The 25691-nt window shown below is 37.3% G+C and carries 22 protein-coding genes and 3 pseudogenes; 8 read left to right on the forward strand and 17 right to left on the reverse strand.

Annotated features, from left to right (window positions below; all coding sequences use genetic code 11):
• Positions 1-545 precede the first annotated feature (545 nt).
• Together BR73_RS0100145 and fba are read right to left on the reverse strand one after the other, a co-directional pair.
• A complete protein-coding gene (locus tag BR73_RS0100145; protein ID WP_033166915.1) occupies positions 546-2261 on the reverse strand; it encodes a phospho-sugar mutase in 1716 nt (571 codons plus the stop codon).
• A gap of 464 nt (positions 2262-2725) precedes the next feature.
• The gene (gene fba / locus BR73_RS0100150; RefSeq protein WP_033163905.1) at positions 2726-3589 is read right to left on the reverse strand and encodes a class II fructose-1,6-bisphosphate aldolase; all 864 of its coding nucleotides are present in this window, start codon (positions 3587-3589) and stop codon (positions 2726-2728) included.
• A 281-nt stretch (positions 3590-3870) separates the two neighbouring features.
• Between fba and BR73_RS0100155 the strand changes: the two genes are divergently transcribed.
• Entirely contained in the window at positions 3871-5064 is a 1194-nt protein-coding gene (locus tag BR73_RS0100155; RefSeq protein WP_033163906.1) for a DNA polymerase IV, read from the forward strand.
• Between the two features lie 13 nt (positions 5065-5077).
• On the opposite strand, the gene BR73_RS0100160 is transcribed toward BR73_RS0100155, so the two are convergent.
• Together BR73_RS0100160 and BR73_RS26955 are read right to left on the reverse strand one after the other, a co-directional pair.
• The gene (locus tag BR73_RS0100160; RefSeq protein ID WP_033163907.1) at positions 5078-6376 is read right to left on the reverse strand and encodes a P-loop NTPase; all 1299 of its coding nucleotides are present in this window, start codon (positions 6374-6376) and stop codon (positions 5078-5080) included.
• Positions 6369-6761 carry a DUF134 domain-containing protein gene (locus tag BR73_RS26955; protein WP_051684857.1) on the reverse strand — a complete coding sequence of 131 codons (393 nt, stop codon included), beginning with the start codon at positions 6759-6761 and terminating at the stop codon, positions 6369-6371. The genes BR73_RS0100160 and BR73_RS26955 overlap by 8 nt, the downstream gene beginning before the upstream one ends.
• 228 nt (positions 6762-6989) lie before the next feature.
• Here BR73_RS26955 and BR73_RS0100170 point away from each other — a divergent pair, with 228 nt between their 5' ends.
• On the forward strand, positions 6990-7562 hold the full coding sequence (locus BR73_RS0100170; protein ID WP_033163908.1) for an N-acetylmuramoyl-L-alanine amidase: 573 nt from the start codon (positions 6990-6992) through the stop codon (positions 7560-7562).
• 392 nt (positions 7563-7954) lie between these two features.
• Here BR73_RS0100170 and BR73_RS0100175 read toward each other — a convergent pair whose 3' ends face one another.
• On the reverse strand, positions 7955-8299 hold the full coding sequence (locus BR73_RS0100175; protein ID WP_033163909.1) for a phenylpyruvate tautomerase MIF-related protein: 345 nt from the start codon (positions 8297-8299) through the stop codon (positions 7955-7957).
• A gap of 456 nt (positions 8300-8755) precedes the next feature.
• Here BR73_RS0100175 and rpoD point away from each other — a divergent pair, with 456 nt between their 5' ends.
• Together rpoD and BR73_RS0100185 are read left to right on the forward strand one after the other, a co-directional pair.
• Positions 8756-9871 (forward strand): RNA polymerase sigma factor RpoD, encoded by a 1116-nt coding sequence (gene rpoD / locus BR73_RS0100180; RefSeq protein WP_033163910.1) that lies wholly within the window; start codon positions 8756-8758, stop codon positions 9869-9871.
• A 217-nt stretch (positions 9872-10088) separates the two neighbouring features.
• A complete protein-coding gene (locus tag BR73_RS0100185) occupies positions 10089-10808 on the forward strand; it encodes a lysophospholipid acyltransferase family protein (protein WP_033163911.1) in 720 nt (239 codons plus the stop codon).
• Positions 10809-10960: 152 nt separating this feature from the next.
• On the opposite strand, the gene BR73_RS0100190 is transcribed toward BR73_RS0100185, so the two are convergent.
• From BR73_RS0100190 to BR73_RS0100205, 6 genes and pseudogenes are all read right to left on the reverse strand, one after another.
• A complete protein-coding gene (locus tag BR73_RS0100190; RefSeq protein ID WP_051684858.1) occupies positions 10961-11395 on the reverse strand; it encodes a hypothetical protein in 435 nt (144 codons plus the stop codon).
• 292 nt (positions 11396-11687) lie between these two features.
• Positions 11688-11771: pseudogene (locus BR73_RS29240) on the reverse strand (manganese catalase family protein); the annotation flags it as partial.
• 981 nt (positions 11772-12752) lie between these two features.
• Positions 12753-13223 carry a hypothetical protein gene (locus tag BR73_RS0100195; protein ID WP_033163912.1) on the reverse strand — a complete coding sequence of 157 codons (471 nt, stop codon included), beginning with the start codon at positions 13221-13223 and terminating at the stop codon, positions 12753-12755.
• A 478-nt stretch (positions 13224-13701) separates the two neighbouring features.
• Entirely contained in the window at positions 13702-15216 is a 1515-nt protein-coding gene (locus BR73_RS0100200; RefSeq protein ID WP_033163913.1) for a recombinase family protein, read from the reverse strand.
• 83 nt (positions 15217-15299) lie between these two features.
• Entirely contained in the window at positions 15300-15452 is a 153-nt protein-coding gene (locus BR73_RS28570) for a hypothetical protein (protein WP_156034555.1), read from the reverse strand.
• Positions 15453-15868: 416 nt separating this feature from the next.
• Positions 15869-17566: a S8 family peptidase gene (locus tag BR73_RS0100205; RefSeq protein ID WP_033163914.1), complete on the reverse strand. Its 1698-nt coding sequence runs from the start codon at positions 17564-17566 to the stop codon at positions 15869-15871.
• Positions 17567-17774: 208 nt separating this feature from the next.
• Between BR73_RS0100205 and BR73_RS0100210 the strand changes: the two genes are divergently transcribed.
• A complete protein-coding gene (locus BR73_RS0100210; protein WP_033163915.1) occupies positions 17775-18278 on the forward strand; it encodes a cupin domain-containing protein in 504 nt (167 codons plus the stop codon).
• Positions 18279-18563: 285 nt separating this feature from the next.
• Here the strand turns inward: BR73_RS0100210 and BR73_RS0100215 are convergent, their stop codons facing one another.
• Together BR73_RS0100215 and BR73_RS0100220 are read right to left on the reverse strand one after the other, a co-directional pair.
• Positions 18564-19043: a hypothetical protein gene (locus tag BR73_RS0100215; RefSeq protein WP_033163916.1), complete on the reverse strand. Its 480-nt coding sequence runs from the start codon at positions 19041-19043 to the stop codon at positions 18564-18566.
• Between the two features lie 220 nt (positions 19044-19263).
• Positions 19264-19755 (reverse strand): hypothetical protein, encoded by a 492-nt coding sequence (locus tag BR73_RS0100220; RefSeq protein ID WP_033163917.1) that lies wholly within the window; start codon positions 19753-19755, stop codon positions 19264-19266.
• Positions 19756-20031: 276 nt separating this feature from the next.
• Here BR73_RS0100220 and BR73_RS28070 point away from each other — a divergent pair.
• Positions 20032-20265 (forward strand): annotated as a pseudogene (locus tag BR73_RS28070) (cupin domain-containing protein); the annotation flags it as partial.
• 376 nt (positions 20266-20641) lie between these two features.
• The gene (locus BR73_RS0100225; RefSeq protein WP_033163918.1) at positions 20642-21055 is read left to right on the forward strand and encodes a hypothetical protein; all 414 of its coding nucleotides are present in this window, start codon (positions 20642-20644) and stop codon (positions 21053-21055) included.
• Between the two features lie 101 nt (positions 21056-21156).
• On the opposite strand, the gene BR73_RS0100230 is transcribed toward BR73_RS0100225, so the two are convergent.
• Both BR73_RS0100230 and BR73_RS0100235 read right to left on the reverse strand, forming a co-directional pair.
• Positions 21157-21423, reverse strand: a complete 267-nt coding sequence (locus tag BR73_RS0100230; protein ID WP_051684859.1) for a hypothetical protein — start codon at positions 21421-21423, stop codon at positions 21157-21159.
• A gap of 187 nt (positions 21424-21610) precedes the next feature.
• Positions 21611-22369 (reverse strand): hypothetical protein, encoded by a 759-nt coding sequence (locus BR73_RS0100235; protein WP_033163919.1) that lies wholly within the window; start codon positions 22367-22369, stop codon positions 21611-21613.
• A gap of 307 nt (positions 22370-22676) precedes the next feature.
• On the opposite strand from BR73_RS0100235, the pseudogene BR73_RS28080 reads away from it, so the two are divergent.
• Positions 22677-22930: pseudogene (locus tag BR73_RS28080) on the forward strand (cupin domain-containing protein); the annotation flags it as partial.
• Between the two features lie 67 nt (positions 22931-22997).
• Here the strand turns inward: BR73_RS28080 and BR73_RS0100240 are convergent.
• Both BR73_RS0100240 and BR73_RS29245 read right to left on the reverse strand, forming a co-directional pair.
• Entirely contained in the window at positions 22998-23219 is a 222-nt protein-coding gene (locus BR73_RS0100240) for a hypothetical protein (protein ID WP_033163920.1), read from the reverse strand.
• 135 nt (positions 23220-23354) lie between these two features.
• Positions 23355-25673 carry a vWA domain-containing protein gene (locus tag BR73_RS29245; protein WP_242860590.1) on the reverse strand — a complete coding sequence of 773 codons (2319 nt, stop codon included), beginning with the start codon at positions 25671-25673 and terminating at the stop codon, positions 23355-23357.
• Between the last annotated feature and the right edge of the window lie 18 nt (positions 25674-25691).

The following is a 25691-nucleotide window of genomic DNA, read 5'->3' on the forward strand; positions in this document are numbered from 1 at the left end:
CAGTACTTTCCAGTTCTTAAGAATAAACTACAAAATTTCTTATATAACAATAAAGCAATCCCCCTTTCCTTATGATTGGAAAAGGGAGATTGCTTTATTGTTTACTAATTATTATTTGCTTACAGTTTATTCTTTGCTTATAGTTTATTCTTTGTTTACAGTTTATTCTTTGTTTATAGTTTATTCTTTGCTTATAGTTTATTCTTAGTTATAGACATCAATGCCATGATTCAAGTACCAAAAACCCTTGTTTCCATATAGTTTCAGGCAAATCGTACAAAGCAGAAGAACGAATGCGCCTATGGAAAGGTATTAGAAGTCCTTTTCTCTGGATATTTTTTGCTATAATATAAAACCGATTGTCTGAGCGTAGCGAGTTATCGGTTTTATATTATGTCCAGCATAAAATATCCAGAGAATTAGGACTTCTTATACCTTGGAATTGAAGCATGAGTTTTTCTGCTTTGTGCGATTTGCCGTCCCCTTGTGAAAACCCACCTATCAGCACACTACTTCACACCCTTGAATTCCCTATAGCTATATCATCAGCCTACCGCAAATGCAGCATCCTTTACCAGTTTATCAAGCTTTTCAGCAGCATCAGAAAGACTGGTTCCCTTTACACCAAAATAGAACTTAATCTTAGGTTCGGTACCGGAGGGTCTAACTGCACACCAGGCATCCTCCTCCAGATCAAAATACAGTACATCGGATTTGGGCAGTCCTGTAGGTGTTACAGCACCTGTCGCAAGGTCAGTGATAGTATCCCTCTCATAATCTCTGAACTTTAATACCTTCAGTCCGCCAGCTTCTTTCACCGGATTCTTACGGTAGTTACCCATAATTTCCTTAATCTTTTCCATACCTTCAATACCCTTTAAGGTAACGGAAACAAGATCCTCTTTAAAATATCCGTATTTCTCGAATACATGGTTCATCTGCTCATAAAGGGTAATACCCTGAGATTTATAATATGCCGCTGCTTCGCATAAAGTCATAACCGCTACAACAGCATCCTTATCTCTGGAATGTGTACCAATCAGACAGCCATAGCTCTCTTCAAAGCCGAATACATATTCGTTAGAGCCGGTCTCTTCAAATAACTTAATCTGCTCTCCGATATATTTGAAACCGGTAAGTACTTCGATTAATTCAGCATTATAGTGAGCAGCAATTCTGTCAGCCATATTTCCGGTAACGATTGTCTTAATAAGTGCAGCATTTGCAGGAAGTGTATTATGGGCAGCTTTCTGTGAAAATACATATTCTGCAATCAGGGCACCTGACATATTTCCGGTAAGCAGTACGAATTCCCCGTCTGTTCCTCTTACCTGAACACCAAGTCTGTCAGCATCAGGATCTGTAGCAAGGATAATATCAGCACCTACTTCGTCTGCCAGTTTCTTTGCAAGGGTAAATACCTTGGGGTCCTCGGGATTAGGATAACCTACTGTGGAAAAATTACCATCGGGAAGTTCCTGCTCCGGTACTACATATACATTGGTAAAGCCAAGTTCCTTTAATATTCTTCTTACAGGAAGGTTACCGGTACCATGAAGAGGTGTGTATACGATCTTCATATCCTTACACTCTTCAGCAATAGGATTTACTACTAACTTCTTAAGCTCTTCCATATATCTGTCATCAATCTCTGCACCTATGGTATGATAGAGGCCTTTTGCCTTTGCTGTCTCTAAATCCATGGTCTTAACCGCAGAATAGTCTGTAATGGCATTAACTTCACTGATTATTTCTACATCTTTAGGATAAGTAATCTGCGCGCCATCCTCCCAGTACACCTTATAACCATTGTATTCCGGCGGGTTATGGCTGGCTGTTATTACGATACCTGAAATACAGCCTAATTCTCTAAGCGCAAAGGAAAGTTCCGGTGTCGGTCTTAAGGATTCAAATACATATGCTTTTATTCCGTTTGCATTAAGGCAAAGTGCCGCATCTGCTGCAAATTCCGGAGACATTCTTCTGGAATCGTAAGCAATGGCAACTCCCTTCTCCTGTCCACCCTGCTTTATGATAAAGTTGGCAAGACCCTGTGTTGCTTTTCTTACAGTATAGAGATTCATACGGTTGCTTCCAGCGCCTAATACTCCACGAAGTCCTCCTGTACCAAATTCAAGGTCTTTATAGAAGCGGTCTTTGATTTCACCGTCATTACCTTCAAGGGCCAAGAGCTCATTTCTGGTTTCCGCATCAAAGTACTCGTCCGTTGTCCACTGCTTATATTTCTCTAAATATCCCACTTTCTTGTCTCCTTTCACTGTTGCCTTTTTTCTTTCATTATTTTACTTAATTTCAAAACAAGTTGCAATGCATTTTGTTGACTGGTGCTATTATAGGATATTCTATTTATCCTGTCAATATTTTGTGCATTTATCGTTAATAATAGTGCTTAATCGTTTCATTAATGTTGCATCCGTTTTAGTAAACTTAAGAAAATTGCTATTATTAATGTTGCATGAAGTTTTTTATTCAAAAAATTATACCTGAGTAAAAGAGTTTTAGTGTTGACATATCCGGGTAATTGACATTAATCCAAGGTTAAGCGGTAATAGTATATATTTACATGTAAAAGTAACAGATGCCTAAATAAAAGGAGTGCCGCAATATTTCGCGAAATATTGCGGCACTCCCTTTTATTTAGAGATCAATTTATTACTCAAGTATCTTTATGTTTATACCTTTTAAAGGTATATAATTCAATAAATTAAGCTTTATTTACAGAACCGAAAAGTTCCATCTTCTCTTTAACAGTTGCTTTGATCGCTTCGAAACCGGGAGCTAAGAGCTTACGAGGGTCAAAACCTTTTCCGGAAAGGTCTTTGCCATCTTCAATGTACTTACGTGTTGCAGCAGCAAAAGTAAGCTGGCACTCTGTATTTACATTGATCTTAGCAACACCAAGAGAGATTGCTTTCTTGATCATTTCTTCAGGAATACCTGTACCACCATGAAGTACTAAAGGCATATCTCCTGTTAACTGCTGGATAGCATCTAAAGCGTCGAAGTTAAGACCAGCCCAGTTCTCAGGATATTTTCCATGAATGTTACCGATACCTGCTGCAAGCATTGTTACACCAAGGTCTGCAATGGATTTACACTCATTAGGATCTGCGATTTCACCAGCACCAACAACACCGTCTTCTTCACCGCCGATAGAACCAACTTCTGCTTCCAGTGAAAGTCCTTTCTCAGCGCAGATTTTAACTAATTCAGTTGTTTTCTCAATGTTCTCATTGATAGGATAGTGGGAACCATCGAACATGATGGAAGAGAATCCAGCTTCGATACATTTGAATGCACCTTCGTAGCTGCCGTGATCTAAGTGAAGAGCAACGGGAACAGTAATCTTTAATTCATCTATCATAGCTGATACCATACTTGCAACGGTCTTATATCCGCACATATATTTACCAGCACCTTCAGAAACGCCAAGGATTACAGGTGAATTTAATTCCTGAGCAGTTAAGAGAACTGCCTTTGTCCACTCTAAGTTATTAATATTGAACTGGCCTACTGCATAATGTCCGGCCTTTGCTTTAGTAAGCATTTCTTTTGCTGAAACTAGCATATCCATACCTCCATTTGTGTGAGTTTGTTTACTTGAAATAAAAACCTCTAGATATTATAACCTATTTGTCCGAAAAAGAAAATAAATTTTTCGGTATTCATTTTCATTTGTTATTTCATTGTCAAAGATCAGCAGACAGAATCCGTTTCCCGGTATTTACCCCGAATGCATGTTTGTGTTATAATAGTACAGTCTACTTATGAGAACATGAATGGAATAAAATAAAAAACTGAAGCTGTATTACATTTCAAATATAAAATCCCGGAGGAATGCAGAGCATTATGTATGATAAAATAATATTTCACATTGACGTTAATTCTGCCTTCTTAAGCTGGGAGGCTGTGCACCGGCTGGAGCAAGGAGATACTTTCGATATCCGTACGATTCCTTCTGCAATAGGTGGTGATCTATCAAAACGGCATGGCGTTATACTTGCCAAATCCCATCCTGCCAAAGCCTTCGGAATCAATACCGGTGAACCGGTCGTTCATGCCCTTAAGAAATGTCCTTCCCTTTATCTGGTGCCCCCTAATCACGGCCTTTACGAACAGTACTCCAAGTCCTTAAAGGATATATTAAATCAGTATACACCTGCCATTGAACCCTTTTCCATTGATGAAGCCTTTCTTGATATGACTGGAATCCCCGCTGCAAAAGACCCGCTGAAACTGGCAGAGGAAATTGCGAAAAGAGTTAGGGAAGAACTGAATTTCACCGTAAATATCGGTATCTCCTCCAATAAACTGCTGGCAAAAATGGCTTCTGATTTTGAAAAGCCAGATAAAATACACACTCTGTTTCCCCATGAAATTGAAAAGAAAATGTGGCCGCTTCCTTTGAATGAACTTTTCTTTGTTGGACGGTCTTCGGCCAGAATCTTAAGAAGTCTTGGGCTTAAGACCATCGGAGATATTGCCGCCACAGATCCAGCTATCATAAAAGCCCACTTAGGCAGGAAGCACGGAGAACTGATTTATGCTTATGCCAGGGGAATAGACACAAGAGCCGTGGAAAGCAGTCCGGCTGCCAGCAAAGGTTACGGTAACAGTATCACTCTGGCTGCTGATGTAACGGATATGGAAAGTGCCAAAGAAGTTCTGCTATCCTTAAGCGAGACCGTCGGCACCAGGCTTCGTAAGGATAATGTAAGAGCAGCCTGTATCACCGTCGAAATGAGAGACTGTGACTTTAATAACTCCTCTCATCAGGAAACTCTTCTCTCACCTGCCAATACCACGGATACAATATACCAAAGTGCCTGTAAGTTATTAAAGGAAGCCTGGAAAGGTGCACCCTTAAGACTGCTTGGCGTAAGAGCCAGCAAGCTGAAGGAGGAGGAAGACTATACCCAGCTTTCCCTCTTTGATTATCAGGAAGATGTTAAAAAGGAGAAACTTGATAAAGCCCTTGATACCATCCGTGAAAAGTTCGGCACCAATGCCGTCAAGCGTGGTACACTGCTTGATAAGAAATAACAATTAAATTATTCTAGTGGCAGCTGCAGCTATCGGATTCTTTGCAGCCGCAATCCTTTTGTTCCTTATGTTCTTCCTTATTACAGGAACAGACTGACTGACTTTCAGCCGAGGGATTACCGCTTTTATAACTTCCGTCCAGATAAGCTGCCGCTGCTACGTCAGCATCACCTGTTGCTCCCGGTACTACAAGAATACCGTTATTCATGAGGCCTTCCATGGCTTCCATACCGATACCGCCACAGAGCACCGTATTGATTTTCTCTCTTTTCATAAGCTCTACGGACTGTCCATGCCCCCCTCCGGCAGAGGTCAATAAAGTCTTTCCGGTCAGGGTACCATCTAAAATTTCATAAAGGGTGAATTCTGTAGCCTTTCCAAAATGACCAAATACATTATTACTTCCATCTGTAGGTACAGCTAAACGGATAAAAGAGGTATTCTCAACTTTCTTTTTCTCTGACAGAAGACCTTTTAAGGCACCTACGGCATCATTTAACCAGTCGCCTTTTAACTCTTCAATTTTTTCTCCATCTACAGATTCTGCTATAGCGGGATTGATCGGAATTCTTCCAAGTACGGGCAGCTTGAACTTCTCAGCAGTTTCATTCACATGGCTTTTTCCGAAAACGCTGATTCTTTCTCCGCAGTTTCCGCATTCTAAGTAACTGTAATTCTCCACCAACCCAAGAATTGGAACCTTCATTGCCTCTGCCATATTAACAGCTTTGGATACAATCATGGATACCAGCTCCTGAGGAGAAGTCACGATAATAATGCCGTCCACGGGCAGGGACTGAAACACTGTCAGAGGAACATCGCCGGTACCAGGGGGCATATCTACAAACATATAATCCACATCATCCCAGATAACATCTGACCAGAATTGCTTTACAGTTCCTGCAATAACCGGTCCTCTCCAGATAACAGGAGTATCTTCTGTCTCAAGAAGAAGATTAACAGACATGACTCTTACGCCGGTCTTACTAATGGATGGAAATATACCCATTTCATTTCCCTGGGCTTTACTGTGTATCCCGAAGGCTTTCGGAATTGACGGCCCTGTGATATCTGCATCCAGGATTGCTGTATTATATCCTTCTCTGTTAAGCAGTACACTTAAATAGGAAGTAACAAAGGACTTTCCCACTCCGCCTTTACCGCTTACGATTCCAATAACCTTTTTTACTTTGCTGTATGGATTCAGGGGTTCCTTTAAGTCCTGCTGTTCCCCTTTTCTGGAGGAGCAGGTAGCCTGACAGCTTGAACAGCTGTCTCCGCAGCTGCTTTGTGTCTCATATGTCTCACTCATTTTCTGTGACCTCTTTTCTGCATTTTTTACATCTCAGGCTGCATCTGCAGCCGGTAGAAACCTTATAGTTTCCGCCTGTTATAACAATACCCTTGTTTTCAATAAGGGCTTCGGTAACCTTATGCCTTGCAGAGTACAAAATACGCTGGAGAGTGCCTCTGGATACATTCATGCTGTGGGCTGCCATTTCCTGGTCCATCCCCTCAAAATCACATAGCCTTAATGCCTCCATCTCATCCATCTGCAGTTCTTTGTATTCCTTTCCTTCCGCTGCAGGCTCAATAGAGTTGTATTTATATTCTGCACATACAAATCTGCATTTCTCATTTCCCGGCAAGGAATGCTCCTTTCTGCGGATATCAGTAATTTCCCGCTTACAGAACAAATAAACCTTTTACTTCCATCGCTGCTTGACTGTTAATTCAAATTAATATGTGCATATGCACATTTCACATTATACTCCTTCCAGTACTGCTGTCAAGACCTTCCATCCTTTTTGTCACAGCAAAAGTATATTTGGTACAAAGAAACTAAATTGAAAAATTCGCGTCATCAGTAGCAAATTATAAATCCCGGAATATGATGTAATAATAGATCTTAAAGGAGCATTATCTTGGCTATTCGAATTTTTATAGATCAGGGCCATAATCCCCAGGGAATTAATGCAGGTGCAGAGGGTTTCGGATTAAGGGAACAGGATATTACCTATCAGGTAGGTATTTATCTGGCAAATATTTTAAATGGCGACCCCAGATTTGAAGCCCGCACCTCCAGAACCAGTCCGGAACAGGTGTTAGGTTACAGTAACACCTCCAGTCTTGCAGAACGGGTACGTCTTGCCAATACCTGGCCTGCTGATTATTTCTTAAGTATCCACTGTAATGCAAGTGACAATCCCGCCTTAAACGGAACAGAATGTTATGTTTACGAGAATTATTCCCAGTCATACTATCTGGCTGAACGTATCCTGCTGGCTATTGTAGACCGGCTGGATACTTACAACAACGGTGTGCGTATCAATCCCTCCCTCTATGTATTAAGAAGAACCAATATGCCTGCAGTACTGATAGAGCTTGCTTATATTACGAATTACAACGACGCTCAGAAATTAGCAAACAGACAGTATGACTTTGCTTATGCCATTTATCAGGGACTGCTCAATTATTTTGGGCTGCCGCCTATGTAACCCCGTGCGAACAGACCGAATATGTCAGCACTCCCTGCATACGCATCTGCTTACAGATGTTACACTGCCATTAATCAGGGTGTGAACTTAGTATTTGAATAATTCAACTTAACACCCATGTTTACCGCAAGATTTTGCGGTACTGCCCAAATAAGAAGTGTGAAATGTCCTTGAATTCATACTACCCATTCAACAAAGAAGGACAGCTGCGAATTCTGGCAGCTGTCCGTTAGTTGTAATTTTTGTTTGCTTCTATTGATTTACTACACATATCCATAAATCAGGGCGTGTTTGAAAACACATTTTCTCTTCGAAACACCCTGCTTGGCGGTTATCTGGGCTTAACTCCGGAAACGTAGTTAATAACTGTCTTGTACAGTTAACCAGTACTACTAGAAGTTATTACCGTTATAGCCCCAGTGGCTTACCTCTTCATACTTTACATAAATTTTACCTGGTTCGATACCAAGTTCTGCTTCTAAGATGTTCGTAATCTCGGAAGTAAGCTTGTTATAGGAATTACTGTCTGCTTTTCCGAAGAGTTTTACTTCAACAAAAGCAATGGGCTTATCATTTTTGCCCTGGAAATAGAGGCTTGCCTCTCCTTCAAAGGACAGCATAAGCCAGGTTTCGCTTTTCCCGGGTATAATACCGATTGCCTTACCGAGTTTTTCCTTTATGATAAGTTCTTTCTCTTTTGTTATTGCAATGTTGGTTTTTGTGCTAATATAGGGCATTGGGAATCCTCCTTTAAAAAATCGTATAATTAACTGGAAATTAATAACTTCAGCATAATTTATAAGGAATACCTTTGTCAAGTCGGTAAAGACTTTTAATCAATACTATTTTATAAAGATATAAATCAATACTACTAAAGTGGAATACTGACATTTTATTATTTAATGGATATTTTGATGACCTGTCACATATTTTATTCTAAAGATGTTTGGACATGATAATCTCTTGTACCTTTTTCGTGTTATTTCGGTTTTTGTGATAAAATTTATCTTTTCTTATCGGACAGCCTGTGCTATAATGATATTTGGTGGTAATTTCGTCCCATGAAACTTATTTACTAAATATTTTGCATGAAATGTCCCATGATTAATCATACTAGACTTGGGGCACTTAATTTTGTAAAGGGTTTCTTTTTTTATCGTATTGTGCAACAATGAGACCCATGGAGGAATATGATGAGCGAAGCAACACATAATTTTGAAGAAAGACTTAAAGAACTACTGTCCTATGCCAATGACAATAAAGGTGTAGTGGATGTAGGGAAGGTCAACGATTTTTTTAAAGAGATGAACCTTGATGTAAGGCAAATCGATAAAATATATGAGTATCTTGAGGCACATAACATTGTCATTTTAAATCCCATTGAAGAGGATGAACCTGATGATGAGATCATACTGGAGTTAGAAGACAGTGATGAAGCCGCGCTACTGGATTTTGATGATTTATCCATGATCGGCACCATGTCTGATGACCCGGTAAAACTGTACCTGAAGGAAATCGGTAGTTATCCCTTATTGTCCGTGGCAGAAGAAATTGAACTTGCCAAGAAAATTGAAGAGGGTGATGCCCATGCCAAGCAGGTCCTTGCTGAATCCAACTTAAGGCTTGTTGTCAGCATTGCAAAGCGTTATGTAGGCCGCGGTCTTTCTTTCCTTGATTTAATCCAGGAGGGTAACTTAGGTCTTATTAAAGCCGTTGATAAATTTGATTACAGTAAAGGTTATAAATTCAGTACTTATGCTACCTGGTGGATTCGTCAGGCTATCACAAGATCCATAGCCGATCAGTCCAGAACCATACGTATTCCGGTACATATGTCTGAAGTTATCAATAAGACATATCGTGTATCCAGAAGTCTTTTACAGAGCTTAGGCCGTGAACCCTCCGAGCAGGAAATTGCAGATGCAATGAAGCTGCCTATTGAAAAGGTAAGAGAAATCCTGAAGGTATCCGCAGATCCCATTTCCCTGGATACGCCTATCGGTGAAGAAGATGACAGCCATTTAGGTGATTTTATCAAGGATGATTCCATTATGGGGCCTGAAGATGCAGCTTCCTATTCCGTATTACAGGATCAGATCTCCAAGCTTTTAGAGACTCTTACAGAAAGAGAGCAGAGAGTGCTCATCCTTCGTTTCGGCTTAAAGGACGGCAGAACCAGAACACTTGAAGAAGTTGGTAAGGAATTTAACGTTACCCGTGAACGTATCCGCCAGATTGAAGCCAAAGCCTTAAGGAAATTAAGACATCCAAGCAGAGCCCGCATGTTAAAAGGCTATGATATCATGTAATTTAATACTGGCATGAAAAAGTTATAAGATAACTTGCAAATGTGCAAATATACAATTCTGCAATGCATGAATGCCAATTAAAATGCATTGCATTTTTCAAACTACTATTTCAGCAGTATCACAAGTCTTTTGTGCATACACGGATAATAGGTTGGAAGAAAAGATAGTTTCAACATCCTGATAGAATGTGTGCTCAGGCATACAGATGGAGGTTACTATGGAAAGAATCTTGTTAATGGTACTAAGGAGCATCTTTCAGCTGCCTTACTGGTTATATCTATTAAACAAATATAAGAAACATCCTGATAAATACAGTGAACAGACCCGTTATGCTTTTCTCCATCGGTTGACTGTTAAGGCCAACCGCCGAGGAGGGGTACATATAACCTGTACCGGGACAGAAAACCTCCCAAAAGAATCCGGTTATATCCTTTTCGGAAACCACCAGGGACTCTTTGATGCCCTTTTGCTTCTGGAGACTCACGATAAGCCCTTTGCAACTGTATCGAAAATAGAAATACAGAACATACCTTTCCTGCGGGATGTTTTCACTTTACTTGGTTCCAAATTTATTGTCAGAGAGGATGTAAGACAGTCCTTAAAGGTATTGAATGAGGTCACAGAAGAAGTGAAACAAGGGAAAAATTATCTTATCTTTCCCGAAGGTACCAGATCAAAAAACGGGAATCAGATCCAGGAATTTAAAGGAGGCAGCTTTAAATCTGCCATGAATGCCAAATGCCCTATTGTTCCTATTGCTATTCTGGATTCCTATAAGGTGTTCGATACCCATTCCATTAAAAAGACCAGTGTACAGATTCATTATTTGAAACCTTTGTATTATGATGATTACAAAGGAATGAAGTCCAACGACATCGCTGCTTATGTATCAGAAACCATTAAGAATAAAATAGCGGAATCTGAGGCTGCCCTGTAGTAAACTTGTCCTAGATATATAAATAATGTTATGAATACGGTTAATCGGATAACATTATTTATTTTTAATTAAAAGTATATATTAACAAAAAATTTCTACAATAAGATATGAAAAAAGCTGTACGTAATGTATCAGCTTTTTTCTTTTATATCTTATAATTCTTTTTCTTCGGTAACATCATCAACAACATGAATGATATCTTCTACGACTTCCTCTTCCTCTGCCACTTCTTCTTCAGCTACTTTGGCGCCGCAGCTGGAACAGTAGGCTGCCTCTTTTGAAAGCTCAACACCGCAGGTCTCGCATAATTTTGTTCCCTTTAAGCTCTGGATGTCCTTCTTTAACTGCGATATTTTATCCATGGAGACGGTTATCTCTCCACATAAGCCTTCATAATCATAATTCTCATCGGTTACATGTGCATTATAATAAGCACGGCCGATTTCAAGATAGTTTTTATTTATTTTATCTTTCTCACTGCTTACCTGATTGCTTAGCTTTGCAATATCTGCCAGCTCTTTGGCTTTCTTAGATAATTCTTTTCCTTTTTCTGTAATAGTGCCGCTAACTTTTTCAAAAAAATCCATTCTATTACCTCCTGTAATCCGCTTCTATCGGTTGTTATTTTGTCCGTATTGTCTGTCAACATTAGTATATGTCATATATAGTATCATAATTTGTAATAAATACAAGTATGTTTAGTGTTTTTTAATAATTCTAATTTATACTTAAAACTGCTGATTTAGCAGGTTTGTTCACGAGGAATATAAATAGTATTCAGCCTTTTATAGTATCTTATCCTTCAGGGTATTATATTGAAAAGGAAGGGAATAACCCTTCCTTAAAATCACTTGCTCCCTACCCTTCTTAATGACTTTCTTATTTGTCAAATGCCGGGTTGAAAGCATAGAAGTTCTTGGAATCCAGATTATCCTGAACGATTCTTAATGATTCACCGAATCGGGTAGTATCAAGTGGATTATAGCCCTATCAGCATTCATTACAACATATTTACTGTAAAATTCTTCATCTGCAGTACAAAGCACAATTAAATTTTCCAGGTTATATCTATCTGATTTCCCAAAATATAGATAGACTTTCCTCCTATCGATGTCAAAAAAGTTGAGCCTCAACTTTTTTGATTGGGTGAGTCTATTTATTATCTCAAATGAATAGGGCAAAATCTACACACCCACTATGGAGCGTTTACGATATAATAATAGGTGCTTCAAAAAATGATAGAATTAATATACAGCCACAGTTGGTATATATGCAATCGACATCTTTTGAAGTACTTACAAGTATATAATATTTATAATGTTGAAATATAAGGATTGGTAATCATTAAGTATTTTTATACTTTTTTAAGTAAATATAAATGAGGGTACTAAAAATAAATAATGTTTGAAAAAACGAAACTATGACTTTCATTATTTTCCCATAATCAGAAACCCATGAGTAATCATAATAATTATTATAAATTAAGTAAAGACTAATTAAACTTAATATTAATACGATACAACTTATAATAGAAATTGTTTTCCACAATTTAGTACTTCTCAATTAATATTCACCTCTTCAATTTAATTATTTGGGCAATGAACCATTTTGCATTGATACTGTGTTACTATGGTTTTTATCATAACTTCTATTAGAAGGAAGTCCCATTAAAGTATAATATACATCAAAATGCAATCCGATTGTAATATTGATGCTACCTCCGTTTGAAGCAATAGAATGCGTCGCCGAATTAAATTTTACAGTGCATGCATCAGCCCATGTATACAATTTAATTGGATCTTTGGCTCCTGAAATATAGATTATGGAAATAAGAGCATCTACTACTGCCTGTTTATCAGAAAATGAAGTTCATTTATCTGATTACTGAAGTTATTCCCCGATATTTTATGGATTTGCTCTCTGTTATCCCCAATTCAAATGTACCTATTGAGTTGGGATTTTTAAAAATTCAGTAATTTTCCCATTAACGATATTTTCAATAAACCTTCTAACCTCTGTACTATTACTTATTCTATAATAACCATCGAACAATATCCCAGTAGATATATATGACCAAACAAAAGTTTTCTCATTATCATAATAAATTGTTATAATAGGACTAAGGTCGCCCTGTATTGTTACATGTATAGTTTTGTTGGAAAACATCCTCTCCGGCTTTGCTGCACCTCGATAAAATTTCGATTTTTCAAGTATTTTAACCAGACTATTAATTTCTTGTTCATTCAATACATAGTAACAATTTATACCTTCTATTTCTTTATCTATTTGAATATAAACTTTTTCCTCGCCGTTAACATTAAATGATTGAGGCATGAAAAAATATCCTAATAATACTATAAGCAGTATTCCTATTACTATATATCGTTTCAAATTGTTCTTCAGATGTTTTAGCATATAATTATATCTCCTATATTTAAAGATAATGCCATATTATTAATCTAATATGGCATAAAGAAATATACGTTTTAGGAATTAGCCTAAAACGTATATCCTATTTTATTTTACTTTTGTGTTATAGTGAACCTTTAGTAGACAAATAATGTGCCATTTACTCTCATTGAAATATTGTTTTCTTGATGTAAGTATTTTACAATCTTAAATATAGCACCTGTTCCATTATATGTCAACTATTATATTAGTCATTTATGTCATGCCTTATATTCCATGTCACACCGTTATTCCAGCAATAAAAAAAGATATTGAACTTCATCTTTCAATACCTTTCAGCTCTTCTTATACATCGCTGATTCTTTTTTATACATTACTTTGTGGGCATTTATATACTTGATAGTACCCGTTGTGTTTTACCAATCGGGTACTATCAAGTATATTATATATAGTCTGCTTCGTTATATAACAAAAAAAGTAAACTTTATACTTTCCATATGATATCTATCTGGTTTCCAGAAATATAGATTACGGTAATCAGAGCATCTACGACTGCCTGTCTATCCGTAAAGGAAAGTTTCTCCCATTTATCAGCGGGGTTTACTATTATGAGCATATTCTTATCACAGGGAGTATTGTTCAATAGGTCAATTGTCTTCTTCAGCTCTGTTCTTTCTGCATCCAGAACTTCAATTTTCTCATTTATGTATTTCATCAAGACTTCATTTGCATTGTTTATTTTACTAACCAGCTCTTCTATTTCAGCCTCAAGCCTGCCCAGTTTAATTTTTCGTTCATTTAATTTATGATCCATGACGGGTTCATCTGTTGTAGTCAGAACATTTAATTCGCATAATTTATTCTTTACTGCTGTAAAGAGATACTGTTCCAGTATATCTGCATATATTGTCATACCTACACCTTCACAGGCCTTCATATTGAGACGGTTACTGCATACGAAATACCTTCCCCATTTTGTATTTGCTTTTGTAACCGTTAGTGCATAGCCGCACTTTCCGCATTTCACTTTTCCTATAAGCCATGAATTTTTTGCTTTCAGATTTGTCGCAGATTGCCTGTTCTCTAAACATTTATTCCTGCATTTGAGCCAGGTCTTAGATGTTATAAGCCCCTCATGAGGAGCTAATACTAAATCTTTATCAGTCAGATTAGAAAGCTTATTACTCTCATCCTTTGTCCCGCTATACAAATAACAGGCATTCTGTCCAGTAAAGTCTTCTATGGGGTTAATTATGTTAGTCCCCTGACTTTTATAGAAATTATACACATCTGCATCTGCCCTGACGTAAACAGGATTACGTATTAATTCAGACAATCTGGCTGTATTCCAGGGTACACCTCGCATATTTTCTATATGATTTTCTTTAAAGTACCGTATAATAGCTCCCAAAGAAGTACCTGCTTCTGCGTACATGGCGTATATTAGCTTAATATGTTCTGCTTCCTCAGTGATAGGTACGTATTTAGAAGTGTGAATACCGTCTATTGTGGTCTTTTCTAACCTAAAACCATAGGGTACCCGGCCGCCCATGTATAAACCCTTTTTACTTCTTGCATAATATGCATCTGCTATTCTTTTCTGGATAGTTTCTCTTTCCAGTTGCGCAAATACAATGCAAATGTTAAGCATCGCCCTTCCAATGGGGGTGGAAGTGTCAAATTTCTCAGTAGTTGAGATAAATTCCACCTCATATTTTTGAAAGACTTCCATCATATTAGAAAAATCTAAGATAGAACGGCTGATACGATCCAGCTTATATACAACAACACTGGAGATAAGTCTCTTTTCTATATCCGAGAGCATTTCTTCAAAGGCTGGCCGGTTAATATCTTTTCCGCTGTATCCCTTGTCTATATATATTTTATAAGGTTCCCCATGTGTTTCATATTTACAGTACTCAATCTGTGTTTCAACAGAAATACTGTCTTCTTTATAGAGTGATTGCCTTCCATATAATGCAATATATCTACCTTTCATTTAAACTAAGCTCCTCCGTTATATTTCCCATGAAAAATACGTTCTCACAAACTGTAGGTAACTTAATCAATTATGGACAACCACTATTCATATTTCTTAAATATTCTATAGAGTTCTTCTTTTACATTTTGCAGATCTGTAGCAGGCGGTTTACGATGGATTATAACAAATTGAACATTGTCCTGTTTGTATTCCTCCCTTTCAATGTTAAGAGATTTTTCAATTTGCTTTTTCATAATGCTTTTCCTTGTTTTTCTTAATTTTATGCATTCGGGTTCGTACAATATAATAAGAAAAAAAGAAGGTATTGCAAAATCAATTTAATACTGTAAGAAGTCCCCCTGTTTCCTGCAATGTGCTGCCTGAAAGGCCTGTTGCAATTTTTGTGTGCTAAAGCGAGCAATTATTGTACCTTTATATACATAAAATTGGTAATGTCTCTTGCAACAGTGTGTAGAGGAAAGTCGAGGGGGATAAAGCAATATTTATAATTACATCTTCAAATAACTGTTCTGAACCAGTGCTAATTTTAGGTCTTAAAATATAGGCTTAAAATATAGCTTAATTGCAGCTGCACCATTTAGTCATTTATATAGAGCATTCGTGTACAAAATTAGTTGAATAATAAAGCTAGGTGTTAAATTGATTGACCTCATTCACCTCTTAAGCTTTCAAAGGTACCATAAATATTTACCATACCATATCCCCATTCTTTGTTAGGATAAGTCAGATTGGATTTTCTGTTCACTCCTCGGATCAGATACTTCTTTATCTGGTATGTATCCATTGAGCGGTTATTTCCCATTACAATTCCCCATTCGAGCAGCATAGCCGTTACTCCGGTAAGCAATGCCGCTGCAATGCTCGTTCCAGAGGACAAGCCGTAATTACCACCTGGCAGTGGTGCATAGATATCCACACCTGGTGCAGCTAAGTCAGGTTTAATAATATTATTACGGGTAAATCCTTTACTGGCATTCAGATAAAGGCTTTCATTTGCTGGGTTATAGGCCGTAACAACAATAGCAAACATATTATTTCCTGGTTCTGTTAAAGTTGTATATGGGTTCGGATTTAGAAATCCTGTTCCTTCCGAAATTAATCCCCGCGCCGGTAGCCACATATGAAATCCGGAATTTATTTTAGAACCATACACCTTAAATTTCCATATACCGGGTGTAGGTTTTTGAAATCGAATCAGAATAAGTTCATCACCGCTTTTCCCCTCCACAATGACATAATCAATGAAAATAGTAGTGTTCTCAAAGATAAACCTTAGCCTCCTGAATTCACCAAGTCTTGCGGGAATACGCGGTATATATTCACCGGAAGGAGTCGTTATGTCTATAGAGTAAGTACCCGGTGTATTTCCCCATAATTCAATTGAGAAATCATTTTCCTTCTCTGCCACTCTTAATTCAACATTGGTAAAACCAGCTACACTGTCAATCTCACCATAATAATGATGTCCCGCATTTCCTTCGTTTCCTGCTGCAATTACAAGGGAAATTCCAGCCTGATTTGAATAGGAGGTTATTAAATCATTCAAAGGACCAAGACCTTCATGACTTCCCTGATTCGTTCCCAGTCCAATACATATAGCAATGGGACGATTGAGTTTTCTTGCAGTATTTACCAGATATGTTATAGCAAACATTATGTCCCCTTCCGAGTAGCAGATTACATTATCAGGTACCCCAAAATAATTTTTTGCATTTGCTTTCGCCGTTTTCAACTTAACAACTACAAACTCGCACCTTGTTGCAACACCGGAGAATTCAGAAGTAGCATTTGGCATTCCACCGGCAAGTCCGGCGAGACTTGTACCATGTCCTATCTCGTCGATACTGGGAACATGTTCTAATGGTGTCTCACTTTTAAGTGCTGCATTGATCTGATCCTTTGTATACTCTGTTCCAAAATAAAAAATATCAGCTGAAGCTTCCATATTTTCTATTGACTGATCCCATAAGGCTGCAATCTGGGTAGTTCCATCCGCATTTTGAAATATCGGATTTTGATAATCTATACCTGTATCTACAAATCCTAACAGAACTCCCTCTCCCTGAAGCGGTAAATTAGGTGTTTTTTGGAGCTTTATAACCCCCATATGCTCAAGGCTTGCTGTATCCTGTAAAGTATATAATTTCGGTATAACCGAATAAGCAATGGGGCCGATTAGTTGTTCCGGTACCCTATGCATCGGTACATAGACAACTGCATATTTTCCATTGATTATATTTATTGTCTCTCCCGCATATCTGGAGAACTCCTCCTGGCTGATGTTATAGTCTATAATTCCATCTGCATAGTCATTACTGATGATTTTACTTCGTTCTTCTATATTCATTTATAAAGCTCACATATAAATATGAATTAGTTTAATATATGCCATTTGCTGAAGCCGGATATACTTTCTATTCTAATTACTTTTTATATCTGGAAAATACAGTTAGTATATAAATCTATGGAGATATTTACAAACCTATTTACATACCAATTTACATATCAATATAATTCGATATAATAGAAGAAGGTAATATCGAAAGGAGAATTATATGCATTCAGCAGATTATTTTATACAGAATTTAAAAATGACAGCACATCCTGAAGGTGGCTTCTATAAAGAAATCTACGCCTCAGAGGAGAACATAACCTCCCAGGAATTAAAGGTTGATTTTGATGGTTCCCGTATTCTTTGGACAAGTATCTATTTCTTGCTTAGAGACGGGGAGGTATCTAATTTTCATAGATTAAAGTCTGATGAAATGTGGTATTATCACTCAGGTTCTCCTCTAACCATCTATATGATTAACCCAAAGGGAGAACTTACTACCGAACAGCTTGGACTTGATATTGCACATGGTGAAAAACCTCAAGTACTGGTGCCAAAGAATTATATATTTGGTTCTGCCATGAATCATGAGGGGTACGCTTTAGTTGGCTGCATGGTATCACCGGGATTTGAATTCAGGGATTTTGAGTTGTTTCATAGAAATGATTTGCTAGAGAAGTATCCTCAATATGAGGAGATAATAAAAAAACTGACAACCATTGAGTAATATAACCTTTTGAAATAACATAAAGTCCATTACTATACTTTTTCAGGAAACATAAAATCAAGAGTCTTAATTGGAAAGCCCAGAAACATGAATTATAGATATAATCGCTTAAAAAACTCAAAATATAATAATAGAGTGGGATTCCTAGATCCCACTCTATTTCTGCTATTATTTCTCTTTTTGGAAGACAATCTATATCACTAAAATCCAATATATTCTGCATTAATCTAAATATCCTTGAGTTACTTACATTATATACTAATTGAAATATTTTATTGAAATTCTTCATTTATTCTCATCAATTACATCGTATGGCTTTGCAGTAAAATAACGAACATCAACTCGCTTTAAGGTTAAATTACTCCACCCTTTTGGTGAATGAATGCTTAATTCTAGCTCTAAGCATTCTCTTGCCTCCATAATACCATCACCTTTATTTTCTTCCTTCAGAACCAAATGTGTATCGTGACTATTTTTAAATTCTACAGGTCCACCTAAGTAAAAATTTTCACCTTCTAATGTATAGGTAAATTCATCAATATAATCTTTTTCATCATTAAATCCTTTATATTTCATATAAAAGGAGTCATAATTTACTCCATTAACTTTAATTGATGTATACGTAGCAAACCAGTTTTCATCTTCACCCATGAATGCACAAACACCATCTTTCTCAGCATTATATTTCTTTACAATATTTACACCAATTAAAGTAAAGCATATTATTAGAATGAAACCAGATATAATAAAAATACCTTTCTTCATAATTCCTCCAAGTCTATCAATAGATACAGCAAATTAGTATCTGCATCTCAAACTGTAGTCAAAGAGGCTCTTAGATGTAATTCTTTGAGCCTTTTTTTCTATGTTTATTTAAAATCAAGTGTAATACTTACAAGTATTTCACTATAAGTTCCATCTTCTGCATCATCTTTATTTATTTAAAAGAAGATAGAACTAAAACCATTAGAAACTGCTAATATAATTAATTCTCTTTCCTTTCATCAATCACATCATATGGTCTTTCTTTAAAGTAACGAACATCTACTCTCTTTAAAGTTAGATCATGCCAACCATTTGGTGATTTAATTGATAAGTTAAGTTCCATACATTTTCTAACATCCGTAATTCCATCACCTTCATTTTCTTCTTTGAAAATCAGATGTAAATCTTGGCTGTTTCTAAATTCCATAAAACCTCTTACAGTAAACCAACCGTCTCCTCCCTCTAAGTCATAATTAAATTCATCTATATAATCTTTTTGGTCATTATAACCTATATATTTTAAATATAAATTATCGTAATTTGTCCCATTTACTTTTATCGAAGTATATGTCACAAGCCATTCATCATCAGCACCATAAAATGCACAGACTCCATCCTTTTGAGCATTATACTTTGTTACAAACTTTATACCGGCTATTATCAGGCATAACGTAACAGCAAATCCCAAAATAATTATGATACCTTTCTTCATTAATCCTCCCGTTATATTACTAGAATGCAGGCTATATTGGTAAACCTGCATTCTAATTTTTATAATTAATCTACAAAATATGCAAAGACATTTATTTGTTGGTTTGTCAGTACTGGTGTTACAGTATTAATATAAGCAATGTTAAAAGTGCAAAAATAGCGCACTACTCTAATTAATTTATTATACGTATAATATATCTATATTTTACATGCAACTATCACATTAGTCAACAAGACGTTTATATCCCAAATTAATACAAGTTAGTATTTAAATTAGCTTATCACCGAACAGCTTGGACTTGATATTGCACATGGTGAAAAACCTCAAGTACTGGTGCCAAAGAATTATATATTGGGTTCTGCCATGAATCATGAGGGGCACGCTTTAGTTGGCTGTATGGTATCACTGGGATTTGAATTCAGGGATTTTGAGTTGTTTCATAGAAATGATTTGTTAGAGAAGTATCCTCAATATGAGGAATTGATACACAAACTGACTGTAAGTGAATGAGAATTAGATGAAAATTATTATGATTATTACAAAGGAGTCACGCAGTATAAAGCTGCATGACTCCTTTTTTAATCTCTCTTACTAACTCAAACTTTAATAATTTTATAGTTCGAGGCTCTCCTTCTTTTGTGGTGATTTTTCCATCTTTAATTAAGTATTGAAGATGCATATTTACAGTCGAAGTAGACTTTACACCAACTCCGTCTGCAATTTCTCTAAAAGTTGGTGAATAACCATATTTTCATAATAGTACCTCAATACAATTTTATTACCCCATTATATACTAAACAAATGTTTGTATCAATTCATACACATATACTCATATAATATGCATATAAAGCTAGATAAGTCATATTTCTAAAAAAAAGGTTATAAAATGGATTATTATATTTATCATCAAGAACATGCAAATGAGTTAAATGCATTACCAAAACCATATCAGATTGAAATGGCTATAAATAACAACGATGTAGTAGTAAATCAATCTGATCCATTCAACAGTGAACGCTTTTATGAGTTTTTATCTAATGCAGAAAAAGGAATACCTGATAAAATTAGAATAACAAGATATGGTATTGATAATTCTGAAATGGCACTCAGGACTATTCTTCAATTTAATGGAACTTATTACATTTTTACTATCGCAGGTGATACTACTTCACCAAAATCATATTATGGAAATGAGCTTACTTTAAAACGTAGAGATATCGACAGACCATGGCAATACTTTCTTAAAACATATGAGGGAAATGAAGAACTAATCTTTACTTTATATTCCTTTCATGACTAATTAAAATAATATAGAAAATTAATGCTATGTAAGCACCAGCTCTTTTTTTATTACTAATTACTACTTTCCATCAACAAATACATCCAATAAAAAGGTGGGGTTTACAGACTTTTATATATAGAATATCCACTTAAAAGAATACCTGATCCCCCAAACATTGCAAGGATTACACCAAATATTCGAAAGTTCATTTCTGCTGTATCTATAATTTGATTAAATTTTTCTCCATCTATTGTCCCTCCATTATTATAAAGAGCTGAATTTGCTATGTTCTCACCCAAAATTCTTGAGTTAAAAATTAAAACTACTCCAATTATAAATATTATAACCATAGTAATAAGTACACTAACGGCAATTTTCTTTTTCATATTTATTTAATACTCCTTATATTTATTAATAATCTCATCTTGTAGATTAATTTTTAACATAGATATATCTTACATCATTTACCATTTTATTTCAATGTGAATTAATAATATTCTATCCATGGAACTGCAAATTATATGTAATTTAGGAGGATGGCAAAGAATCACCATCCTCCCAATTCTATCATTATTATTTTAGAGCAAGAGCAAAAATTCCATCTGTAAATCCATTACTTAATACTTTAGGACAAGTAGCATTAGCTAATATTTTCGTATCTGAAATAATCATACCACCTGCAACTACTACTTCTCTTACGTTTCCATATGTATAATTTAAATACGGTTGAAACATTACATACCCAGTTTTTCCTGCTGGAACTTGAAATGTTAAATTAAATGATGTATTTGAAGACGAAGATGTTACCCAAGAAAATGTTGCTCCGGCTTTAATTACCTTCTTAATTTCCCCTGTAAGGTTTGCACCATAGTTAAATGATTCACTAGTACCTATTGAATTACCATAAGATATATTAGCAGGGCCAACAACATCAGCAGTACATTTTTCAACACCACCTGTTGTCACAAATGCACTATTCTGAATATACTCTCTTACAGTAACTGGTAGATTTGATACATTCAATAAACTTTGTGATGGTGTATCTGTAAACTGATTATCTTTACTTATTGATGCACTTTGATTTAATTGTTGATGATTATTCAACATACTAGCGTATTCTACCAAATCTACTGAAATAATATTACCAGCTTCATCAAATCTAACCGCTTCTACTATTTTTTCACCAGTTTTTGAATTTTGTAAATATGTTTTATTATCACCATCTTTTTGTATAGTCCATAATTCATTTGAATTAGTAGCTGCATATGCACTTGAACCCGTACTTAAAATTAATACTACTGCACATAATAAAGACATAAATCTTTTAAACATATTTTGAACCTCCTTTAATTACTATTTAGTTTATTGGTATTTACAAGACTCTGCAGAATCCATTATATATTACCATTTTTTTACATAATTGCCAATCTATAATTTGGTATATTTTGTATTAATATCCCAGTTTGCAACATTCTTTTGCTGATACTGTTACTTCCCTTACTAACTTTAAATGGGTGAAATCATACCTTACTTATTACATCAATTTTACTCCAACTTACAGAACCAACCATGCACAAGCTATCTCTTTTTTGGTTCCTTTCAAACGTCCCTCATCAGGTGCATTATTATTTATCCCTATTATATGATTAGCCCAAAGGGAGAACTTACTACCGAACAGCTTGGACTTGATATTGCACATGGTGAAAAACCTCTAGTACTGGTGCCAAAGAATTATATATTTGGTTCTGCCATGAATAAGGAAGGATATGCATTGGCTGCATGGTATCACCGGGATTTGAATTCAGAAATTTTGAGTTGTTTAAGCGAACTGACTTGTTAGAAAAGTATCCTCAATATGAGGAATTGATACACAAACTGACTATAAATGAATGAGAATCAGATGAAAATTATTATGTTCATTAAAAAGGAGTCACGCAGTATAAAGCTGCCTGGCTCCTTTTTAATGTCTCTTTATTAACTCAAACTCTAATAATTTTATAGTTCGAGGCTCTCCTTCTTTTGTGGTGATTTTTCCATCTTTAATTAAGTATTGAAGATGCATATTTACAGTTGAAGTAGACTTTACACCAACTCCTTCTGCAATTTCTCTAAAAGTTGGCGAATAACCATTAATTTTGAAATAATTTATTATAAATTCATATACTGCTTGTCTTCTTTTCATAAAGTACCTCAATACAATTTTATTACCTAATTATAAAGCAAACAAATGTTCTTGTCAATTCATAGACAGCATATTTTGATTATATCGGCACGGAGGGATATTGTTCTCGGCCATGCCGATTATATTCTTACATTTTTATTCGCAGTCCTCGAACGGGCAGGATATCATTCTAAGCTTTGCCTGAAGCATCGCCTCAAGCCTTGTGATAGCGCCTATCAAGCGCATTGTGGAGCGGTTGACTGCTAGCATCTGCTCAGCTGTTACGCCTTCCATATTGATTATAGCCTGCATCTTTTCTCCCTCCTCATTAAGAATATGCGCAAGTGCGGTTTCCTGCAAAGCAACGGACTCAACCAGATCGATGACAGCCTGACATCTCGTAATCGGCGGACAGGGGGGACACGGCGGACAAGGGGGACAGGGCGGACAGGGGGCACAGTCGGCATCCACATAAACTCTTGGACGAGGAAAGACCTGGAAAACATCCCTGCCTGCTTGTGTCCAGTCTACCCGAGCTGTAATATTGGTCGGAATATCGGGATTTCCAACCGTATTGTCTGATCGCACACCCGGATTCGGATAAATCGTAAAAGTAATAAGCGCCCGGTAAAAGCGATCCGGTTCTTCCGCCGCTTCCCCCACAGACCAGAGCGTTCCCACGAAAAAGGCAATAATCGAGCGCGTGTCCTGGAGAACCAGCGCCACATTCTCACTGGTATCCAGATCGACCGGCTGAAAAACAATGGAATCCCCGGGTTGACGAACAAAAGCAATCCGGATAGAAGCGGGATCGACCGTAAAGCTGTCGTCATCCGCACAGGGAAGTATAGGATCGCGCCTTCTGATGCTGTCGGTAATCAGAAGGTTATTAACGGCAAATAAAACCGCTTCCGTAAATCCCACCATCTGGTCGCGCAGAACATCCTGAGAATCGTCAATATCCTGAGGAACGATATAAGCGACGCCAGAGGAAGCCACTTCGTCTAAATATTCCGGCAACAAAATGTTTGAGCCTATACCGATGGCGTTAATGACTATGCCATCCAAGCGTGCCTGCTGCGCTGCATCAATCATGAAGCGTTTTGCCTGATTGCTGGCATAGATGTTGCGGCTGGTCTGCTCGTAGTAATCGATCATGCGGGTCTCTTCCAACTTCTGATCGGTTGCAAAGATCATAAGCTCGGTCTGGGAGTTGTCAAAGACCACCGTTTCAAGCTGCTGACCGATTAGGCTCTGTGGCCAGAAGAGGTCGTTGTAAACAGGCTCCAGCGAAACGGGGTTGGGCGGCGTCTGGGAAAATTGCCAGATACCGTCTACCTTGGCAAAATAGGGGCTTCGCTCATAATAGTAGTAATTCGCAGCAAATCCGATATGGCCGTTCGACCAGTAATAGCCGTTGAGAGTGGAATCGACGAGCAGGTTGGGAATGAGCGGAACACGGGTGATACTACCAGCATTGATAATATCAAAATTGTGCCATTCTCCGGCAAAAGGATTTATCGTAAGACCGGAGGTGGCTTCCAAGAAAAATGCCTCGCTTCGGGCGAGGGCCCGCAGTTTCAATCCCACCGTCTGAAGAGGCGTAAAATCTCCGGGATCATAGTTGTTCGGATTGATGCCTTCCCGGACCAGATCCTCACTCGTTATGGATGCCAAAATAGAGTTGTAACGTGCGTAAAGCTGTCCATTTTGCTGGACGAGGGTGGCTGAATTGATCCGGTTCGGGATATCGGCTTCATTGTAATAGGCAAAAAAATTAGAGGATGCCGCGCTTTCGCCGTCCGTTACAAAGATCATCATTTTATTAGAGTCTGCGGGTACGCCGTTTAGCAAGCTGTGCGCAAGCAGGATACCCGATTGGGCGTTGGTGTTGCTGTATCGACTAATGTTATTTACCATCTCCAGCACTTCGGCTTCGGTCTGATAAAAGAACAGGGTTTTATCGGTCACGCTGTTGTAATTGTTCAAAGCCGTCACCGGCTGAGTGGTGCTCCACGCGTTGGCTCCGATATAGTAGTCGGTCACTGGATCTCCGGTCGGGGAGGTAGGCATCGGCGCGGGATTTACCAGTGCGCTGAAAGGACCCGTGCCGTCGGCCGCTGTCACATGTACCCGCGCCCCATTGCCGAAGGTTACGAGTGCGATGTGCTTTTCAAATTCGTCAAAGGGTGGACCGAATATGATGTTCAGGTATCCCTGAATGGCCTCGACCGCCACCTGAAAACGGGTGGCAGTATCGTTGTTCATATCCATAGTACCCATGGAAGACGTGGCGTCCACCACAAGGACGATATACAGTGGGGCGACTACCTCATGAGTTGCCCCCTCAACGGATAAGGTAACTGAGAAAGCGCAGGGGTCGAGGGGCGTCGCCTGCGCGGTCTTTTCTACATTCAAAACATCGAACACCTCAACGGCGTTCGGATTAATCATATCGGGATCAAAATATAGCATAATTTAATCATCTCCTAT

The sequence above is a fragment of the Clostridium sp. KNHs205 genome, from assembly GCF_000702945.1.
Lineage (GTDB): Bacteria > Bacillota > Clostridia > Lachnospirales > Lachnospiraceae > Anaerocolumna.

Coding starts and splice junctions, on each gene's coding strand:
- fba (WP_033163905.1), bottom strand. CDS start 3,589: ATGCTAGTTTCAGCAAAAGAAATGCTTACTAAAGCAAAGGCCGGACAT.
- BR73_RS0100215 (WP_033163916.1), bottom strand. CDS start 19,043: ATGAAGAAAGGTATTTTTATTATATCTGGTTTCATTCTAATAATATGC.
- BR73_RS0100205 (WP_033163914.1), bottom strand. CDS start 17,566: ATGAATATAGAAGAACGAAGTAAAATCATCAGTAATGACTATGCAGAT.
- BR73_RS29245 (WP_242860590.1), bottom strand. CDS start 25,673: ATGCTATATTTTGATCCCGATATGATTAATCCGAACGCCGTTGAGGTG.
- BR73_RS0100235 (WP_033163919.1), bottom strand. CDS start 22,369: ATGTTTAAAAGATTTATGTCTTTATTATGTGCAGTAGTATTAATTTTA.
- BR73_RS0100210 (WP_033163915.1), top strand. CDS start 17,775: ATGCATTCAGCAGATTATTTTATACAGAATTTAAAAATGACAGCACAT.
- BR73_RS0100175 (WP_033163909.1), bottom strand. CDS start 8,299: ATGCCCTATATTAGCACAAAAACCAACATTGCAATAACAAAAGAGAAA.
- rpoD (WP_033163910.1), top strand. CDS start 8,756: ATGAGCGAAGCAACACATAATTTTGAAGAAAGACTTAAAGAACTACTG.
- BR73_RS0100155 (WP_033163906.1), top strand. CDS start 3,871: ATGTATGATAAAATAATATTTCACATTGACGTTAATTCTGCCTTCTTA.
- BR73_RS0100220 (WP_033163917.1), bottom strand. CDS start 19,755: ATGAAGAAAGGTATCATAATTATTTTGGGATTTGCTGTTACGTTATGC.
- BR73_RS0100230 (WP_051684859.1), bottom strand. CDS start 21,423: ATGAAAAAGAAAATTGCCGTTAGTGTACTTATTACTATGGTTATAATA.
- BR73_RS0100200 (WP_033163913.1), bottom strand. CDS start 15,216: ATGAAAGGTAGATATATTGCATTATATGGAAGGCAATCACTCTATAAA.
- BR73_RS0100160 (WP_033163907.1), bottom strand. CDS start 6,376: ATGAGTGAGACATATGAGACACAAAGCAGCTGCGGAGACAGCTGTTCA.
- BR73_RS0100195 (WP_033163912.1), bottom strand. CDS start 13,223: ATGCTAAAACATCTGAAGAACAATTTGAAACGATATATAGTAATAGGA.
- BR73_RS28570 (WP_156034555.1), bottom strand. CDS start 15,452: ATGAAAAAGCAAATTGAAAAATCTCTTAACATTGAAAGGGAGGAATAC.
- BR73_RS0100240 (WP_033163920.1), bottom strand. CDS start 23,219: ATGAAAAGAAGACAAGCAGTATATGAATTTATAATAAATTATTTCAAA.
- BR73_RS0100185 (WP_033163911.1), top strand. CDS start 10,089: ATGGAAAGAATCTTGTTAATGGTACTAAGGAGCATCTTTCAGCTGCCT.
- BR73_RS0100190 (WP_051684858.1), bottom strand. CDS start 11,395: ATGGATTTTTTTGAAAAAGTTAGCGGCACTATTACAGAAAAAGGAAAA.
- BR73_RS0100225 (WP_033163918.1), top strand. CDS start 20,642: ATGGATTATTATATTTATCATCAAGAACATGCAAATGAGTTAAATGCA.